We start from the raw sequence: 18876 nt of genomic DNA on the forward strand, positions 1-18876 counted from the left end.
GATATGAAAAAAGTAGGTCTTCTTGGCGGTACATTTAATCCACCTCATATGGCGCATCTATTAATGGCGAACGAGGCTTATGATGTCCTTGGATTGGATGAGGTACGTTTTATGCCTAATGCGATTCCACCACATAAAGCGGATCCCGAAGATGCTACTGCAGAAGAGCGACTACATATGACCGAACTTGCTATTCAATCGATCCCCTACTTTAAAATAGAATTGTATGAAATTGAACGTGGAGGAGTATCTTATTCATATGATACTTTAAAGGGTTTAACAGAACGTGAGCCAGATACAGAATTTTATTTTATTATTGGTGGCGATATGATTGATACGTTAGATGAATGGTACCATATTAAAGAGCTGACAAAGTTAGTTCATTTTGTTGGTGTTCTTCGACCGGGTACTGCAGGTGCTACAAAATTGCCCATCCAGCTTATAGAAGCACCACTAATAGATTTGTCTTCAACGATGATTCGCGATCGATTACGTGAAGGTCGAACTGTAACATTTCTAGTACCAGCAGCCGTTGAACAGTATATACGAGAGGAAGGTTTATATGGAACGCGATGAATTATTAGCAGCGATAAAAGACCGTATGCCGGAAAAACGTTATATCCATACAATAGGCGTGACGGATACAGCCATAAAACTCGCAAAGCAATTTGGAGAGGATCCCAAAAAAGCAGAGGTAGCAGCAATTTTACATGATTCGTGCAAATATGCTGATCGCAATTGGATGAAACAAATCATTATTGAGCAACAAATGGATCCCACATTACTTCAATATCATCATGAATTGTGGCATGGTCCTGTAGGTGCGTATATTGCTAAAACAGAATTTAATGTGACAGATGAAGATGTACTAAATGCCATTCGTTTCCACACAACGGGTCGGATAGGCCAAAGTAATTTAGAAAAAATTGTATATATTGCAGATATGATTGAGCCTAATCGTAAATTTCCAGGAGTAGACGATTTACGGAAGGCATCTGAAGAATTAACGTTACATGATTTAATGATTAAATGTATCACACATTCCATTTCATTTTTGATCAATAAATATCAACCTATATTTCCAGATTCATTTGAATGCTATAATGACTTATTGTTGCAAAAGAAAGGACAAGTGAAAGAATGACAAATAGTACATTACTAGATATTGCTTTTAAAGCTGCAGATGACAAACGTGCAGAAGACATTGTTGTATTGAATATGCAAGGAATCTCATTACTAGCAGATTATTTTTTAATTTGCCATGGTAATTCTGATCGCCAAACACAAGCCATTGCACGTGAAATTGCAGATGCAGCTCATAAAGCAGGCTTTCCGGTAAAACGTATGGAAGGCTTTGATGCAGCTCGTTGGATTCTTGTAGACTTAGGGGATGTAGTGTGCCATGTTTTCCATAAGGATGAACGTCAGTACTATAATCTAGAACGTCTATGGGGAGATGCACCAGAGAAATTCATAGCAGTGGATCCAAAATGAGCAGCTACGGTCGATTTGCAGAAGTATATGACGCATTGATGACAGACATACCCTATGACGATTATAGTCGTTGGATTGCAAAATATGCTCCATCCACACAGTACAAAAAACTTTTGGACATTGGCTGTGGTACAGGTACGCTAGCTGCAAAATTCGCATCATTAGGATATGAAGTAAGTGGACTTGATTTATCTGAAGAGATGCTTATGATGGCGTCAGAACGCTTACTAGGACAAGGTTTGAATGTACCTTTATATTGTATGTCGATGGATCAACTTGAAGGTTTTGAAAATCTAGATGTGATCACAATACCGATTGATTCGCTCAATTATTTATGTGAACGGGATGCTGTACAGGAAACTTTCAGCCGTATCTATCAATCTTTAAAAATGGGTGGTCAATTATTTTTTGATGTACACTCATTATTTAAGATGGACGAAATTTTCATGGATTCTCCCTTTACTTATGATGATGGTGAGATCACCTATTTATGGGTAACAGAGCCTGGAGAAGAACTCCATTCTGTCCATCATGATATCGTTTTTTATGTGCAACAGCCTAATCGTTTCTATGAGCGTTTTGAAGAATATCATTATCAACGAACTTTTCCTATCGAAACATATATCGATATGTTACAGCAATCAGGTTTTAACAATATAACCATTACCGCTGATTTTACGGAGACAGCACCGACAGAAGAATCCGAAAGAATTTTTTTCCGTGCAGTAAAATAGTCTTTTCAAATATTGTAAAATCATTTATATTGGAATTAGCTCCATATGATTTGTCTTCTGATTAGAAAGGATGTGCGAGCTAATTCCTTCTTTTTTAAAGAAAAACGGTAAAAAGTATGGCATCCCCATTGCTGCACTGCTACTGTGCATCATTATATTTTATATCTCCAAGCAATCGTCCGCACCCCCACAGGACGAGTTATTCTCAACTATTCAAAATGAAGAACAACCGAATATAGAAAAAACAGAGTCGGAAGTAGAAAACGCTCAACAAGATACTCAGAAAAAAAGTGTTGTCGCTACGACATCTATCATGGTAGACATTAAAGGGGCGGTCAAAAATCCCGGTGTCTATCAATTAGATGCAGATAGTCGTGTGATCGATGCCATCACACTTGCAGGTGGGTATGCCAAGAATGCTCAGTCTCATCAGATCAATCATGCCCAAAAACTACAAGATGAAATGGTTATTTATGTTCCTAAAAAAGGGGAGGCGATCGAAGAAATAAATGCGATCGCCTCAGTTGAAAAAACGACATCTGTATCCTCTACGCAAGGAACGACACCGGAAGCAAAATCGGATTTGGTCAATATAAATACGGCCGATGAAGCTGGGCTAACGACATTAAATGGAGTTGGTCCTGCCAAAGCTCAGGCCATCATTACTTATCGAACAGAAAATGGACCTTTTAAAACAGTGGAAGACTTAAAAAATGTCACAGGAATCGGCGAAAAAACATTTGAAGCTCTGAAAGATTCCCTCACAGTGAATTAAAGTAAAATAATGACTGTTGAAAAAGCCAGTTTCTATCTCTAAACTATGGATAGAGGAATTACTCAGGAGGCATTTATATGGAGCGTATTACATGGAACCAATTTTTCATGGCACAAAGCCATTTACTAGCATTAAGAAGTACTTGTACGAGATTGTCGGTCGGCGCAACGATCGTTCGGGATAAACGCATCATTGCAGGCGGATACAATGGTTCTATTTCAGGTGATGACCACTGTATCGATAAAGGTTGTTATGTAGTAGATAATCACTGTGTTCGAACAGTTCATGCTGAAATCAATGCATTGTTACAGTGTGCAAAGTATGGTACCCCTACGAATGGCGCAGACTTGTATGTCACACATTTCCCTTGCTTGCCTTGTACAAAATCAATTATTCAAGCAGGTATTCAAGATTTATATTATGCAGAGGACTATAAAAATAATCCTTATGCATTGGAACTTTTAGAACAAGCAGGTGTAAATGTCGTACATGTCCCATTCGATGAACGAAAGATCGACTTTTTAAGTGATGAGAAAATAACGCTTTATGTTGATTTGTTGTCAAAACTTCGTGAGCATGGCGCAACACATGAAGAATTGGAGCCGTATGAACGGAAGGTGGAAGGATTATTTGGTCTATCAACATTAGACACAAAATCATTTATGTAGCGCTTATTCTTTTACTAGCATCACTTGCGGCACATTTCAATAAATGGCTGCTAGTTTTATTCATTCTCCTTAGTCTATTTTTGTGGTGGAAAAAAGAACATTTTTGGATGATTGCAGCTCTTGCGGTCATCTCTTTTTCTTCCTTTTTTTATACCTCACACATACTACAACACAGAGAAAAAAGTATTCCAAAAGAAACGGTTTTAACCTGGACAGATAGTTATACAATCAATGGTACAAAGCTTCGAGGATTTGCCTACTTAGAAAATGGTACAAAAATATATGCTGTTCAAACATTTCAAACAGAACAGGAAAAAAAGAAGTATGAAAAAATTTCTTTATGTGGTCTCACATTTCATGTAAAGGGAAAAATGGTTCCACCACCTTTACAATCTCATCAATTCGCTTTTTCAATGGAAAATTATATCGAGAGCCATGAGGCACAGGGAATCTACGAAATTGAACAAGCTGTATTTAGAAAAAAGGAAAATACAATTTCGACTATTTTAGCTGATCAACGATTTCGAGTGAAAAAACAGATTGAGGAAACATTCCCAGAAAGCCTGATTGCAGAAGCACAGGCACTTATAATCGGCGAACAAGAAAATGTAGATCCAGATGTAAACAGAGCCTATCAAAAACTAGGAATCACGCATTTGTTTGCGATTTCAGGGCTTCATGTAGCACTTGTCTCTCTATTAGTCTTTGAAATACTGTTAAGGCTTCGTGTCAGGCGTGAGCATGCAACAATCATTATAATGATCATACTACCTATTTATGCTTGTATTGCTGGTGGAGCTCCCTCTGTTTGGCGTTCTGTGCTGGTTGTAGAAATGGTAATGATGAGCAAAATTTTTTCTTCAAAACTGTCCATTGATGACGCATTATCATTAAGTTTTATCGCTTTAGTATTGTATCAGCCGAGTATTATATTTCAAATAGGTTTTCAGTTATCCTATTTGGCAACCATAGCACTGGTCTTTTCGAGCATTATCTTACAATCGACACAGAGTTTCATCATGCGGTCCTTTTATATGACGACCGTATGTCAATTACTCGTCTATCCACTTCTCATCTATCATTTTTTTGAAATGAGTTTATCGTCATTTTTGGCTAATATTCTATTTGTTCCTCTTTTCTCATTTGTCATTTTGCCGATGAATCTGATCCTATTTGTTTTGACCATCATTTTTCGACCGCTTGCACAATTGCTATTTTTCATATATGAACCATTCAGAGAACTGATCACAAAGTTAATCATGTTATGTCAGGCAATACCCTATCAAATGTGGGTTACTGGAAGACCAAGCGTACTTTTGTGCTGCATTGCCTTTCTTGGGGTTTTATGTGCATTTGTTTATGTTGAAAAAAGAAGATATTTAGTGGCATCATTGCATATATTTATTCCAGCAATCATGATATACATTGCCCCCAGTTTACATTCAGATATACGTATTACATTTTTAAGTGTGGGGCAAGGTGATAGTGCTGTTATTGAACTACCATTTCGGAAGAAAGTATATGTTGTGGATACAGGTGGTTTATTACGTTTTGATCAAGAGAGCTGGAAACAATCGAAAACAGAATATGAGATAGGGAGACGAATCGTTGTGCCTTATTTAAAAGGACGTGGCATCAGGGAGGTCGATACTATAATTATGACTCATGCCGATGCTGATCATGTGGAGGGTGCTGAAGAGGTGATAGAAGAAATCCGTGTAAGCGAAATTCATGTTAGCCCTAATTCATGGAAGAAATCGATCATGCATGAAGTCATCGATCTTGTTAAAAAGGAAAAAATACCATTAAAAGAGAAAGTAGCAGGAGATCGATGGCAAGTGGGTGACATTCATTTCGAATATCTATCACCAGCTGATACCCAGTATGAAGGGAATAATGATTCGCTTGTGTTATGGATGCGATATGGGCACTTTAAAATGCTCTTAACAGGTGATCTTGAGGAACCTGGGGAATTGCAGCTGATAAAAAATAAAAGCCGGTTGATCGATCATGTTAGTCTATTAAAAGCAGGACATCATGGGAGCAAGACGTCAAGTGCGGAACCATTCCTGAAAGTCACAAGACCAGCTTTGTCGATATTTTCAACGGGGCTAAATAATCGATACAAACATCCTAGTAAAGAAGTGGTGGAGCGATTTCAGCGTCTTGGCTTACCAACTATGAATACAGCTGAGGTTGGATCAATCGAGGTACGAGTATCAAAAAAAAATTGGGAGATTATGACGACATCCCAACTAATAGAAATGAAAAAAGCTTTGTCCAAGTGACAAAGCTTCTTTGAGTTAGACGCTTATAGATTTACATAGTCAATTACAGTTGCAATAATGAACATAAATGCGAAGAATACGAATGATACTATAAAACCTACGCCTGAATCTATAGCGTCATTTCTTTTACTTTGTACATCTTTTTCAAATGGATTCATTTATATCCCTCCTGATTCGTATTAATTATACGGTAACGCATTCAAAAAAGCTATATTGAATGCAGAAATTACGTTATTCAGCGTACTTTGACACAATTTGTACATACTCGCAGTTAAGAAAAAATGAATGTATACTAAGAATAGTATTGTGCTAGGAGGAAGAGTATGTTCTCAAAATTGTGGAATGATATTCAAAAAGGAAAAATAGCACCTGTTTATCTATTAGCAGGGCTTGAATCCTATTTTATAGAGGAAACGATTCATCGTATGAAAGCAAAGCTTGAAGAAAAAGGAGAAATCGAGACAACTACGATTGATCTTGATGAAAAGCCCGTTGATATGGTTATTGATGAATCGGATACAATCCCTTTTTTCTCGAATAAAAAATTAATCATCGCTAAAAATGCGTCTTTTCTAAAAGCTACAGATAAAACGAAAGAGAAAATAAATCATGATTTGAAAAGATTTGCGAAATGGCTTGAGTTTCCTTCAGATACCTCTGTCACTGTTTTTATCGCACCATATGAAAAACTCGATGAACGTAAAAAAGTGACAAAGCAATTGAAAGAACACGCTGTTTATTTGCTTGCAGAAACACCAAAAGAACATGATTTAGCAGTTTGGGTGCAAAATGAGGTTTCTTCATTAGGAAAAACGATTGATGATGAAGCAATTTCTAAACTCATTGAGATGGTTGGTTTGGATATGGTGCATTTACAATCTGAAATCGAAAAAATTTGCTTATATCTTGGTGAGGATAAGAAGATCACGGTTTCGGTAGTAGAAAAATTGGTGGCTAAAACATTAGAACAAGATGCTTTTAAGATGCTCAATGCCTATATGCAGCATGATGTTTCGGGGGCATTGTCCATTTATCATGATTTGATCCGACAAAAGCAAGAACCAATTATGCTCGTTGCTTTGTTAGCTTCTCAAATTCGTTTAATGTCTAATGTGTATTATTTGTTGTCAAAAGGATATCATCCACAACAAATCGCCAAACAGCTAAAAGTGAATCCCTATCGTGTAAAAAGAATCGTAGAGGATAGACGGAAAGTATCTGATCAATCTTTGTTGAAGGCTTTGTATGGATTAAGTGAAGTAGACCTCCAATTAAAATCGATGGGCGGAAGAAGAGAAAGATTTTTGGAATTATTTTTGATGAAACCGTTATAAGGATGACATGATTAGAAGAGTTAGTATGAACTAGTATTTTTTGAATCAATATACCTGATAGAAACTGATAAAAAGGCGTGAGACCATACACACTTAGTCTCACGCTTTTTATTCTCTGTTTTATTTATCCAAGTTATTTTTTTCTAAAATTTGTTTACCCTTTTCGCTTATTTTGTATTGATTATTTTCTTCAATGATAAGCTCAGCATTTAACATTTCACGTAGATTACTACGTACTTTAAAAATTGGTAACCCTGAATTCTTTGAAATATCTTGAGTAGTTAAAGATTCAACTGCAAGTGATCCTAATAGTTTTTTTCCTGCAGGACTTAATTGACCTTTTTCATTCACACAAGCCATTGTAATTGCTCCTTTATAATTTTTTTGTACAATAGTACCAATCGATACATTCAATACTATCATCATTCATTCTTTCATTTGCAAGTTCATCTGTTGTTGCAGGTGGAACAAGAACTTTGTCACCTTCTTGCCAATTTGCCGGAGTAGCAATGTTGTGCTCATCAGTTGCTTGTAGTGCTTTTACTAGACGTAGGATTTCTTGCATATTTCGTCCTGTTGAAAGTGGATAATAAATGATAGCACGCACAATTTGTTTATCATCAATGACAAATACAGCACGTGATGTTTCTGTTGAGCTTTCTTCAGGCATAATCATACCGTATTTTTGAGCGACTTCTTTATTTAAATCTGCGATAATCGGAAATTCAAGTGTAACACCGAATTTTTCTTGAACGTTACGAATCCAAGCAACGTGTGAGCTGACACTATCAACGCTTAATCCAAGTAATTCAGTATTCATCTCACGAAGTTGAGGGTAAATTTCTTGAAAACCAATAAATTCACTCGTACAGACAGGTGTAAAATCTGCAGGATGAGAGAATAATACTAACCAACTTCCTTTATAATCGGATAATCGAAGTGTTCCTTGAGATGTGGCAGCTTCAAATTCAGGTGCAACTGATCCAATCCGTGGTAAAGATTTTACTTCATTTGTAACATTGTTCTCAATCATTGAGAATCCCTCCTATTTAGTAATGATTATAATTTAAATCTTATTACAATTTGTATTGTATACGTATGGGGGTATAAAATCAATTCATTTGCACTATGTATATGTTACAAGTATGTGTCCAAAGATGAATGGATTACAATCAAGGAAACAAGCATAAATGAAGGAAATTGAAACCTATCAAAATCGTATTAATAAGCTACGTGCGATTGATGAAAACGAATCTTTTCACACTCTATGCTCGGTATAAAAGTTTCTCAAAGCATGGATAAGGTGAGATTTCACATAATAAATAAAGTGCGTCTCTTTCAAATAGAAACGCACTTACTAAATATATAATCTATTCGTCTTTCATAACTATAAACACACCACTAAAAATTAAAATGGTACCTAACCAAAAGGAAGCGCCTATAGTTTCTTGTAATAATAACCAGCCCAAGAAAGCCCCAACAATTGGTTGGAAGAAGAAGAACAATCCGCCACTAGAGGCATTCATTAGTTGTAAACCTTTGTTCCATAATAAAAACCCACCAGCCGTTGAAACAATGCCTAAATACAATAAACCGCCAGAAATGGTCGGATCAACAATCCTAGTATAGTCTAAATCGTTTAATTTCGGTAGAACAAAAGGCGTCAATAAAATGACAGCGATCATAGACGAATAGGTTGTCACAACAATTTGTGAATAATGACTAGGGATTTTTTTCACTAATACAGACATAATTGCCCATGTTACTGCGGCTATCAATAATGATAATCCACCTAATTTTTGTGTCACATCAATTCGTCCACTTCCAACAATGACGACAACTCCGATTGTTGCTAGCAAAATAGAAAGACATTTTTTTATCGTTATTTTTTCTTTTAAAATAAAACGTGCAAATATGACCATAAATGCAGGGGTTGTTGCTGTGATGATCGCTCCCATTTGAGCAGTGGATAACATCGTACCTGTTTCTTGTGTGACAATCGATATGGTATTACCAATTAGACCAACAAGGAAAATCAACAACCAATCCCTTTTAGCTATTTTCCATGATTGCTTCATGCAAATACCAATAATAGCAAGTGTAATGACAGCAATCACATAACGAATCCACACAAGTTCCAAAGGTGGAACAACATCCACTACTACTTTTACGACAACATACATGGCGCCCCAAATACTTGCAGCAAGTGATAAAAATAGGGCACCTATTACTTTATTTCTCATGTTTTTTCCTCCGTTTTTCATAGATATCTATGTCCTTAACGGAGAAAGATTCTTCAACCGTTAAGGAAGAAGGATTGCAGGTACATCTTGTTCAAATAACGGAGAAAACATCATATGAATCACTCCTTTCTATGGTCATTTTCATTTAGTATAAATCAAATTTAATCATTTAAATAGAGGGGCTAATAACAAAAGATTAGATATCTAAAATTTACAATTATTGTATATGAGAGATAAACCGCACAAACAAAAAAAGACTAGAGAAATTCTCTAGTCCCTTTGAATCCATATGAGGATGGATTAAGCTTTTTTCAATAAACGTGCTTTTTGACGAGAAGCTGCGTTTTTGTGGATTAAGCCTTTAGAAGCTGCTTTATCTAGTGATTTAATAGCAGCATTTACTAATTCTTTTGCGTTTTCATCTTCAGCAACTAATGCAGCATCAGCTTTTTTGATAGCAGTACGCATAGCAGATTTTACTTGTGCATTTTGTGCGTTTGCTTCAGAAGCAGTTTTTACGCGTTTAATTGCAGATTTAATATTTGGCATTAATGGTTCACCTCCTAAAAAGGATCGAGATGAGTAGATTCTCAACTGTTCATTTGTCTATACAACAAGCCCCATTATAGCAAAATCCTAATAGAAAAATCAAGAGAGAAAAGCAAAGAATATTTACTTGACACAATGTACAGACTAGAACAGAGGTGAGATTTATGGAAAATTTTCAATGGTCAACAACAGACCTAGTAGATGAGACCGAAGCATATATTAATCATAAGACAGAAGAAGAAAGAACAAAACTAAGAGAATCAAACGGAATCGACATTCAAGAAAATTGGGAGGAAATTGTAAAGGTTACACAGGTAACAGTTTCCAAACAAGGCGAAGAACATATTGGCAAAAAAGAAGGAACTTATATTACATTATCAGTACCAACATTAGAAGCAAATGATCAAGAGGGACTTCAAATTTTTGAAGAATCGATTGTTAAAGCGCTTCAAAAAATCCACTCCAAAGAAAAGCTAGAGAAAATTCTTATAATTGGTTTAGGCAATCGAACCATTACACCAGATGCAATTGGACCGTTGACGATTGATCATTTGCATAACCAGGATGAAGTGATTCAGGATAATTGTATTATATATGCGCCTGGTGTAACGGCACAAACAGGCTATGAAACGAGTGAATTCGTCAAAGCACTTGCGGATAATATTCAACCATCTTTAGTCGTTATTATTGATGCTCTTGCGACAAATTCTAGTGAAAGGCTTTGTAAAACCGTGCAAATTACTAATACAGGTATTCAACCGGGTGCGGGTGTGGGAAATTCGAGAAAGGAAATTTCTGAGGATACTATGGGATGTCCAGTCATTGCAATTGGATTACCAACAGTCGTTGATGGTCCAGTGCTGATTACAGATGCGGTTGAAACATTATTTAGATATATTTCAGCAAAAATATCAGAGAAGGACAGACCTTCATCCGCATTATCTGTCTCCTCCTTTACGGTCGATGAAAATACAGAAATTTTGACAGAAACGTTGTTGCCGATTTTTGGAGAGTGGGTAAAATGGGATAAACAAGAGAGGCTCCAGCTTTTTCAAGAAGTATTAACAGGCCAACAGCGTTTATTTGTAACGCCTAAAAATATTGATGATTGGGTTTCAGCCTATGTCGCCATGCTTGCCAGCGTGTGTACAAGATGGTTGAGTGTCGCTTAGTTGTTCTAAATTATATCCTTTCTCCATAAAGTAATTGGAGGAGGGATATTGGATGCAAAGACGGCAACGAGGACGATGGAAAATCATTGTATTATTCTTAGCAATCTTTTTTTCACTACCTATTATTGCAGCGAAAGTTCCGCTTTTGGCTGAAGAGCAACCGGTTATTGAATCACCAAAACAAGACACCAAAATCGCTTACGCAGCAAACAAAGACAAAGCGCTTGCAACAAAAGTTTCTGAGAAAAAACAGACAAAATCTTTTAATACGTTAATTTATTTCACACACTCCCATGAGGCATACTATCCTATACTGAAAAAACAGCAACAGACGATCACGGTTTACAATGATTCAACGAATGTACAATCTTTAGGTGATTTATTTGTTAAACATTTTAAACAGAATCATATAGACACTGATGTTTTAGGTGTTGATACCATGAAGGTTATGAAACAACAACAAATGGCATTTTACCAAGCGTATGATGCAGTCCGTCCCTATGTAAAAAAACAGATCGACAAAAAAGATTATGATTTAATCATGGATATTCATAGAGATTCTGCGGGAAGAAAAGTAACGACTACCACTTATAAAGGGACTCCATATGCTAGGATGGTCCTTGTTATTGGCGGAAAAAATAAACAATTTCAAGCAAATGAAGCTTATGCAGAACAATTATCTAAAAAGTTAAATCGTCTAGTTCCTGGAATTTCTAGAGGTGTGATGAGAAAGACAGGTACAGGTGTCAATGGCATATATAATCAAGATTTATCTAAGCAGATTATTTTAATTGAACTTGGTGGAGTGGAAAATAATGAGGAAGAGTTGAATCGTTCAATCGCTATTTTAGCGCGAGCGATTGAAGAAGCGTTTGTGGAACCAGCATCATCCTAACATTGCAATATAAGGCGAATCACTGCTATAATTCTAGTAGTTTAAATAGGAGTGGAACGCATGAATCGAGAAGAACTGATCAAACGACAAGAACATATACGAAATTTCTCTATTATTGCTCATATTGACCACGGTAAATCAACATTAGCAGATCGTATTTTAGAGAAAACACATGCATTAACTGCGCGTGAGATGAAAGAACAACTTCTAGATTCTATGGATCTTGAAAGAGAACGTGGAATTACGATTAAATTAAATGCAGTACAATTACACTACACTGCTAAAGATGGAGAAACGTATATTTTTCACCTAATCGATACGCCAGGACATGTCGATTTCACATATGAAGTTTCAAGAAGCTTAGCTGCTTGTGAGGGTGCCATTTTGGTTGTTGATGCGGCGCAAGGGATTGAGGCACAGACCTTAGCAAATGTTTACCTTGCTTTAGATAATAACCTCGAAATATTGCCAGTCATTAACAAAATCGATCTTCCCTCAGCCGATCCCGAACGTGTTCGTAAGGAAATTGAGGATGTTATTGGGTTGGATGCATCAGAGGCTGTCTTAGCCTCAGCAAAAGCAGGTATAGGAATTGAAGAAATACTAGAGCAAATTGTTGAAAAGGTACCAGCACCAACGGGTGATCCCGAAGCGCCTTTACAAGCACTTATTTTTGACTCTGTTTATGATGCTTATCGTGGCGTCATTACATCCATTCGAATTGTTGAGGGGACTGTAAAACCAGGGGATAAGATTCGTATGATGGCAACAGGCGCTGAATTTGAAGTGATCGAAGTGGGTGTACATACACCGAAAATTACACCTACAGAATTTTTAACTGTTGGAGATGTTGGGTATTTAACGGCTTCTATCAAAAATGTCAGTGATACACGTGTAGGGGACACGATTACATTTGCTGATCATCCAGCATCAGAAGCATTATCAGGTTATCGTAAATTGAATCCCATGGTTTATTGCGGTTTATATCCAATCGATACAGCAAAATACAATGATCTTCGCGATGCACTAGAGAAACTAGAGCTTAATGATTCAGCCTTACAATATGAACCGGAGACATCACAAGCGCTTGGTTTTGGCTTCCGCTGTGGGTTCTTAGGATTGCTCCACATGGAAATCATTCAGGAGCGTATCGAACGTGAATTTAATATTGATTTAATCACAACGGCTCCAAGTGTTATTTACCATGTACACATGACAGACGGAGAAGAGGTAAAAGTGGACAACCCTTCTATGATGCCGGAACCGCAAAAAATTGAGCGTATCGAAGAACCCTATGTAAAGGCAAATATCATGGTGCCAAACGATTATGTCGGTGCTGTCATGGAAATTTGTCAGCGTAAACGTGGTAATTTCTTAACAATGGATTATATTGATACGACACGTGTCAATATTTTCTATGAAATTCCGCTATCTGAAATTGTCTATGATTTCTTTGATCAACTAAAATCTAGTACAAAGGGATATGCTTCTTTTGACTATGAATTAATCGGCTATAAACCATCTAAACTAGTGAAAATGGACATCTTATTAAACGCAGAGCAAGTCGATGCATTAAGCTTTATTGTCCACAAAGATTTTGCTTATGAACGTGGTAAAGTGATTGTCGAAAAACTGAAAGAATTAATCCCACGCCAACAATTCGAAGTACCTGTACAAGCTGCGATCGGTCAAAAAATTGTAGCTCGCTCAACGATTAAAGCGATGCGTAAAAATGTCCTAGCAAAATGTTATGGCGGAGATATTTCTCGTAAACGAAAACTTCTTGAAAAACAAAAAGAAGGTAAAAAACGAATGAAACAAGTAGGTTCCGTGGAAGTTCCGCAGGAAGCTTTTATGGCGGTATTGAAGATGGATAATGACCAATCGAAAAAATAATGATAATTAGATGGATGGAGGAGCTGTCTACGCTATGAAGATGGCTCCTCTTTTAATTTGGCTATGACTTAATCTATCAATTCTATGTGTAAGCAAAAGACGATAAATCGACTCTAACAATCATAATAAGGGAAGTACCTATCTGTAACAATAATTTAAAACCAACAGAATTATTGGTTTCTCTAAATAAATCATAAAATCCTTATACATGAATCAATTTCATAAATCATTTTCTTCTTAAAAAATACGAACATTTAAGAATAACTAATTTTGATAGTTGTGGAGCGGAAGACGGCGACTCCTACGGGAAAAGCTTGAGCTGAAAGCCCCGCAGGAACGTAGTGACGAGGAGATTGAAGCCAAGCCCGTGGAAAGCGCCGTCTGGAGCGGAACAAAAATTTCTGAATATTAATGTTCATGTTGATTTAAAATGTTCGTGTTTTTTATCTGAATTTTGTATTATGAAATTGATTCACATAAAATATTTTAAAAGTAAAATTGTATGATTACATCCTAAAAATAGTCCTAATGTAATACTTTTCTGTTTTAAAAAATGAGTATTTTCTCTATTTTTACAATGTAAAATTCTGTATAATAGATGAATGCAAAGTTGTTGTTCACTATTTTGAATTTTAAAACTTTGTAAATGAATCCATTCCATGAGTCTTTCTCTTTTTTTGAAAGATCCTACATATAATAGGAAACTGCATGATGGAATTGATTTAAATATGAATATTCAATGGGAGTGATACGATCATGTTTAAAGAGGATGTAGATTGCTTGGAGCGATTGTTAAAAAAGATTGAAACGAAACTTGCAGCATTTGAAATCCATATCACTCATATGCAAGCTAAATTAGATGAGGTAAAAGAGCAGGATCAAATATATTATGTTCGTAAATTTTAATTGTATTTATTGGTTTAATGAAAAATATGCTTTTTACGTAGAAACGATGTGGTTGATATTTCATTCTAGATAGCTGTTTTGTCGTGGGAATAGACGAGCCTTCTTCGTGTTCATATCCGCTGAAAATATTTTCGTAATTCGACACTTTTTCATTGGTTATTTCTACTATAGATATGAAATAATAGAGTCGGAGGCGATTAGCATGAAAAATCTCGAAAAAATTAAAGACACACATCAATGTTTTAATTGTGGTCATGAATTTGAATGGAAGGCCGTATATTTTAATCCGCCAATTACAACAGCAACTGTAAATGCTGCACGTGAAATGTCAGGCAACGTTGCAAAAGTTACTTTTATTGATAAAGGATCAATAGAAATAGAAGTTGCGTGTGATGAATGTTATAATTTAAATCGTTTTACATATTCGAAATAGTTTAAACAAAGCCGTATGTATAATCTATGCATACGGTTTTGTTTTGAAAAATAATCTGTGCTGGAAGCAAGTGGTCATGAATATTCATCTTGCATGAACGACTGATGACTCTTATACCAAGACTTAAGTAAAAGAAGGGAATAAATGTGGGATCCAACTACCTATCAAAAGCTGACTTATTCAACTAACATACAATCGAGGACGAAGGAAACTTCTATTGTAAGAAGTTACACTGCATAGTGATTTGGGGATAGGGGAAGTTGATATGTTTCTCCCAATTTTGCAGTATGCTGTATATTTGTTGTACTAGACATTTTGAGAATAGTGTAAAATACATTAAACTATATTTAATGTCGATTAAAATGTTGACTCCATATGAACAGGCAGTAAGATTAGATTTCCATATTAAGACACAAGTAAGTGGAGGAATCGGCTGCCTGTAAAGTCCGATTGGTTTGGGCCAACAAGATGTTGGTCCCTCAGGTGTTGCCACAGGACGTGGCGCTTTTCACTTCCGTTCCTCTAGTTCAGTGGGGGATGAAGAAAACCCCCACGGATGGAAGTTTCACTTTATTTGAAAGAGGGTTTTAGGTTGGTTAGAGGTATTTATATTCATATTCCATTTTGCCATCAGATTTGCAATTACTGCGATTTCAACAAAGTTTTTTTCAAAAACCAGCCAGTTGATGAGTACATAGAGACATTGGGCGAAGAAATGCGCCTGTGGACAGCGAATCATGATTTTCATAATATAGAAACGATTTTTTTAGGTGGTGGTACGCCAACATCATTATCACCTAAACAATTGAATAAACTACTATCATTCATCCAAATGTATATACCATTGGAACATGTCACAGAATTTACATCAGAAGCAAATCCAGATGAACTAACGAAAGAAAAACTAGAAGTGCTTTATCAAGGCGGTGTCAATCGTCTAAGTCTGGGAGTACAAGCCTTTCAAGAAGATCTATTGAAAAAATTAGGAAGAACGCATTCAAATGATCATGTTTTTCACACAATCGATGAAGCTAGGCGTATTGGATTCGATAATATTAGTATAGATTTAATGTACGGATTACCTGGTCAAACGATGCAGCAATGGAAAGAAACCTTGAATATTGCTTTTTCACTTCAACTACCGCATTACTCAGCTTATTCCTTAATTGTCGAGCCAAAGACTATTTTTTATAACTTAATGGCTAAAAGAAAATTACGATTAACAAGCGAAGATTTAGAAGCTGATATGTATGATGTGTTGATGCAACAAATGGAGCAACATGATTTGCACCAATATGAAATTAGCAATTTTAGTAGAAGAGGATATTCTTCTATCCATAATCAAATTTATTGGGATAATGATGAGTATGTTGGAATGGGTGCAGGTGCTCATGGGTATATTAATGGTATCCGTTATTCCAATCATGGTCCACTCAAAAAATATATGAAATCTATTGCTGACGGTGAAAAGTCGATTTATGAAACACATATCGAAACAAAGCAAGAACGAATAGAAGAGGAGCTTTTTTTAGGTTTACGAAAAACAATGGGCGTAAGCAAAAAACATTTTTATGAAAAATTCAACTGTACAATAGAAAGTATTTATGAAAAACAATTACAAGCACTTCTCCAAAAAGAGCTGATTGTTACCGAGGGAGATTATATAAAACTTACTCGAAATGGTCGTTTTGTTGGAAATGAAGTATTTGAAGAATTTTTGCTGTAAACCTATGCATTTTCGTTGACATCATTATATAGAGGTGATAAATTAATAATTGTATTAGCACTCCTCTATAGTGAGTGCTAACAACGAGAGGTGATGATCATGCTAACAAATCGACAGTTGCAAATTTTGCAAGTGATCGTAGATGACTTCATAGCGACGGCACAGCCTGTAGGATCTCGCCAAATTGCGAAGAAGGAAGGAATACCTTTTAGTGCAGCTACTATTCGAAATGAAATGGCTGATTTAGAGGATTTAGGATTTTTGGAAAAAACGCATACTTCTTCTGGACGAGTACCTTCGGAAAAAGGTTATAGATTTTATGTGGATCATTTGTTAAAGCCTCAAGTTATTACTACTCAAGATATCAAAGCCATCCAATCCTTATTTCAAGATCGGGTGATAGAAACGGAACAGGTCATTCGTAAATCTGCAAGTATTTTATCAGATTTGACGACATACACTTCCATTATTTTGGGTCCAGATGTTCAGCTTCATAAAGTAAAACAATTTGCGATTGTTTCTTTAACAGCTGACTCAGCCGTGGCCATTATCGTTACGGATAATGGGCATGTTGAAAACCGCCTGATTTCAATACCGAAGAATTATTCGCCCTCGGATATTGAAAAAGTCGTAAACATTCTAAATGATCGACTTGTCGGTGTTCCGCTTGAGCAGCTTCAAAATAAGCTTGAGCAAGAGGCAGCGACAGTGATTAAACAGCATTTAGGCGCATACGAAGGCTTGCTATCGTCAATCTTTGATATTCATAAATATCAAGGTGAGGGTAAAATATACTATGGTGGAAAGACGAATATGCTTAACCAGCCGGAATTCCATGACTTAAATAAAGTCCGAATGCTAATGGAACTAATGGAGAGAACGAGCCAAATTCAATCGATCTTCCCATTAGATGAAACAGGTATTCATATCCGAATAGGCTCTGAAAACAGTCATTTAGCAATGGAAGATTGCAGTGTGATTACCGCATCTTATTCAGTTGGCTCAGAGCAAAAAGGATCTATTGCTATCATCGGTCCTACTCGAATGGATTACAAACGAGTAGTTTCTATACTAGATTTCATGACAAATGAATTTACAAAACGAATCTGGTAAGATCGACATTAGAGGAGGATGACAATTGTCTCAAGCAAAAGAAGAAAAAGATCAACTAGTTAATAACGAAGAAGCTACGACTGAGGAAACCATTATTGAAGAAACTACTGGAGAAACATCAGTAGAAGAAACTGTAGCTGAGGATAAAGAAACTGCTAAAGAAGATGAATCAGACGAACTAGCGCTGCTAAAAGAAAAGCTAGAAAAAGAAGAAGAACGCTATTTACGACTGCTCGCTGATTTCGATAATTTAAAACGTCGTAATCAGATCGACCGTGTAGCTCAAGAAAAGTATCGTGCACAAAATTTACTAACAGATTTATTACCTGTATTAGATAATTTTGAACGTGCACTACAAGTTGAAGCAACAACGGAAGATGCCAAATCGATGAAACAAGGAATCGAAATGGTATACCGTTCATTAGTAGAAGCTACAACAAAAGAAGGCTTAGAACCAATTGCAACAGAAAATGTAGCATTTGATCCCAACATCCATCATGCGGTGATGCAAGAAAAGGATGACACAAAAGAATCAGGGATTGTTCTACAAGAATTGCAAAAAGGTTATATGCTGAAAGATCGCGTATTACGACCAGCAATGGTCAAAGTTAATGAATAGAAAACATCATAATTTGATGAATTGAATTATA

General features: G+C 36.2%; 22 protein-coding genes. 17 read left to right on the top strand and 5 right to left on the bottom strand.

Translation table 11 applies throughout. From position 1 onward, the window contains the following. The first annotated feature begins 3 nt into the window (after positions 1–3). The 7 genes from FEU33_RS04510 (at position 4) to FEU33_RS04540 (ending at position 5959) form a co-directional block, all read left to right on the top strand. A complete protein-coding gene (locus tag FEU33_RS04510) occupies positions 4–576 on the top strand; it encodes a nicotinate-nucleotide adenylyltransferase (protein WP_146548227.1) in 573 nt (190 codons plus the stop codon). After that, positions 563–1144, top strand: a complete 582-nt coding sequence (yqeK, locus tag FEU33_RS04515) for a bis(5'-nucleosyl)-tetraphosphatase (symmetrical) YqeK (RefSeq protein ID WP_146548228.1) — start codon at positions 563–565, stop codon at positions 1142–1144. The genes FEU33_RS04510 and yqeK overlap by 14 nt, the downstream gene beginning before the upstream one ends. Continuing rightward, positions 1141–1494 carry a ribosome silencing factor gene (gene rsfS / locus FEU33_RS04520; RefSeq protein ID WP_146548229.1) on the top strand — a complete coding sequence of 118 codons (354 nt, stop codon included), beginning with the start codon at positions 1141–1143 and terminating at the stop codon, positions 1492–1494. The genes yqeK and rsfS overlap by 4 nt, the downstream gene beginning before the upstream one ends. After that, a complete protein-coding gene (locus FEU33_RS04525) occupies positions 1491–2228 on the top strand; it encodes a class I SAM-dependent DNA methyltransferase (protein WP_146548230.1) in 738 nt (245 codons plus the stop codon). Before rsfS ends, FEU33_RS04525 begins: the two co-directional genes overlap by 4 nt. 70 nt (positions 2229–2298) lie before the next feature. Beyond that, positions 2299–3003 (top strand): helix-hairpin-helix domain-containing protein, encoded by a 705-nt coding sequence (locus FEU33_RS04530; protein ID WP_146548231.1) that lies wholly within the window; start codon positions 2299–2301, stop codon positions 3001–3003. Between the two features lie 77 nt (positions 3004–3080). After that, a complete protein-coding gene (locus FEU33_RS04535; protein WP_146548232.1) occupies positions 3081–3671 on the top strand; it encodes a ComE operon protein 2 in 591 nt (196 codons plus the stop codon). Between the two features lie 107 nt (positions 3672–3778). Continuing rightward, entirely contained in the window at positions 3779–5959 is a 2181-nt protein-coding gene (locus FEU33_RS04540; protein ID WP_146548233.1) for a DNA internalization-related competence protein ComEC/Rec2, read from the top strand. A gap of 23 nt (positions 5960–5982) precedes the next feature. On the opposite strand, the gene FEU33_RS04545 is transcribed toward FEU33_RS04540, so the two are convergent. Next, positions 5983–6117 (bottom strand): YqzM family protein, encoded by a 135-nt coding sequence (locus tag FEU33_RS04545; RefSeq protein WP_146548234.1) that lies wholly within the window; start codon positions 6115–6117, stop codon positions 5983–5985. A 165-nt stretch (positions 6118–6282) separates the two neighbouring features. Here FEU33_RS04545 and holA point away from each other — a divergent pair, with 165 nt between their 5' ends. After that, complete coding sequence (holA, locus tag FEU33_RS04550; protein ID WP_146548235.1) at positions 6283–7293, top strand: DNA polymerase III subunit delta; 1011 nt, start codon at positions 6283–6285, stop codon at positions 7291–7293. Positions 7294–7413: 120 nt separating this feature from the next. Here holA and FEU33_RS04555 read toward each other — a convergent pair whose 3' ends face one another. The 4 genes from FEU33_RS04555 to rpsT all read right to left on the bottom strand — a co-directional run bounded on the left by FEU33_RS04555 (position 7414) and on the right by rpsT (position 10085). Continuing rightward, positions 7414–7653, bottom strand: a complete 240-nt coding sequence (locus FEU33_RS04555) for an LptA/OstA family protein (RefSeq protein ID WP_146548236.1) — start codon at positions 7651–7653, stop codon at positions 7414–7416. Positions 7654–7666: 13 nt separating this feature from the next. Further along, entirely contained in the window at positions 7667–8326 is a 660-nt protein-coding gene (locus FEU33_RS04560) for a peroxiredoxin (protein ID WP_146548237.1), read from the bottom strand. Positions 8327–8663: 337 nt separating this feature from the next. Then, positions 8664–9536 (bottom strand): DMT family transporter, encoded by an 873-nt coding sequence (locus tag FEU33_RS04565; RefSeq protein ID WP_146548238.1) that lies wholly within the window; start codon positions 9534–9536, stop codon positions 8664–8666. A gap of 300 nt (positions 9537–9836) precedes the next feature. Next, entirely contained in the window at positions 9837–10085 is a 249-nt protein-coding gene (gene rpsT, locus FEU33_RS04570) for a 30S ribosomal protein S20 (protein ID WP_146548239.1), read from the bottom strand. A gap of 164 nt (positions 10086–10249) precedes the next feature. On the opposite strand from rpsT, the gene gpr reads away from it, so the two are divergent. The 9 genes from gpr (at position 10250) to grpE (ending at position 18845) form a co-directional block, all read left to right on the top strand. After that, positions 10250–11257, top strand: coding sequence for a GPR endopeptidase (gene gpr, locus FEU33_RS04575; RefSeq protein WP_146548240.1), 1008 nt, complete (start codon positions 10250–10252; stop codon positions 11255–11257). Positions 11258–11309: 52 nt separating this feature from the next. Beyond that, positions 11310–12152, top strand: coding sequence for a stage II sporulation protein P (gene spoIIP / locus FEU33_RS04580; RefSeq protein ID WP_146548241.1), 843 nt, complete (start codon positions 11310–11312; stop codon positions 12150–12152). A 60-nt stretch (positions 12153–12212) separates the two neighbouring features. Continuing rightward, positions 12213–14048 carry a translation elongation factor 4 gene (lepA, locus tag FEU33_RS04585; RefSeq protein ID WP_146548242.1) on the top strand — a complete coding sequence of 612 codons (1836 nt, stop codon included), beginning with the start codon at positions 12213–12215 and terminating at the stop codon, positions 14046–14048. A 756-nt stretch (positions 14049–14804) separates the two neighbouring features. After that, positions 14805–14954, top strand: coding sequence for a hypothetical protein (locus tag FEU33_RS18665; RefSeq protein WP_186725728.1), 150 nt, complete (start codon positions 14805–14807; stop codon positions 14952–14954). A gap of 202 nt (positions 14955–15156) precedes the next feature. Further along, a complete protein-coding gene (locus FEU33_RS04590) occupies positions 15157–15387 on the top strand; it encodes a hypothetical protein (RefSeq protein WP_146548243.1) in 231 nt (76 codons plus the stop codon). 455 nt (positions 15388–15842) lie between these two features. After that, positions 15843–15965: a hypothetical protein gene (locus FEU33_RS19250; RefSeq protein ID WP_280524835.1), complete on the top strand. Its 123-nt coding sequence runs from the start codon at positions 15843–15845 to the stop codon at positions 15963–15965. A gap of 14 nt (positions 15966–15979) precedes the next feature. Further along, positions 15980–17113 carry a radical SAM family heme chaperone HemW gene (gene hemW, locus FEU33_RS04595; RefSeq protein ID WP_146548244.1) on the top strand — a complete coding sequence of 378 codons (1134 nt, stop codon included), beginning with the start codon at positions 15980–15982 and terminating at the stop codon, positions 17111–17113. Positions 17114–17212: 99 nt separating this feature from the next. Next, positions 17213–18226 carry a heat-inducible transcriptional repressor HrcA gene (gene hrcA / locus FEU33_RS04600; RefSeq protein WP_146548245.1) on the top strand — a complete coding sequence of 338 codons (1014 nt, stop codon included), beginning with the start codon at positions 17213–17215 and terminating at the stop codon, positions 18224–18226. 25 nt (positions 18227–18251) lie between these two features. Beyond that, positions 18252–18845 (top strand): nucleotide exchange factor GrpE, encoded by a 594-nt coding sequence (gene grpE, locus FEU33_RS04605; RefSeq protein WP_146548246.1) that lies wholly within the window; start codon positions 18252–18254, stop codon positions 18843–18845. Positions 18846–18876: the final 31 nt, after the last annotated feature.

This window comes from Rummeliibacillus suwonensis, assembly GCF_007896435.1.
In the GTDB taxonomy this organism is placed as follows: Bacteria; Bacillota; Bacilli; order Bacillales_A; family Planococcaceae; genus Rummeliibacillus; species Rummeliibacillus suwonensis.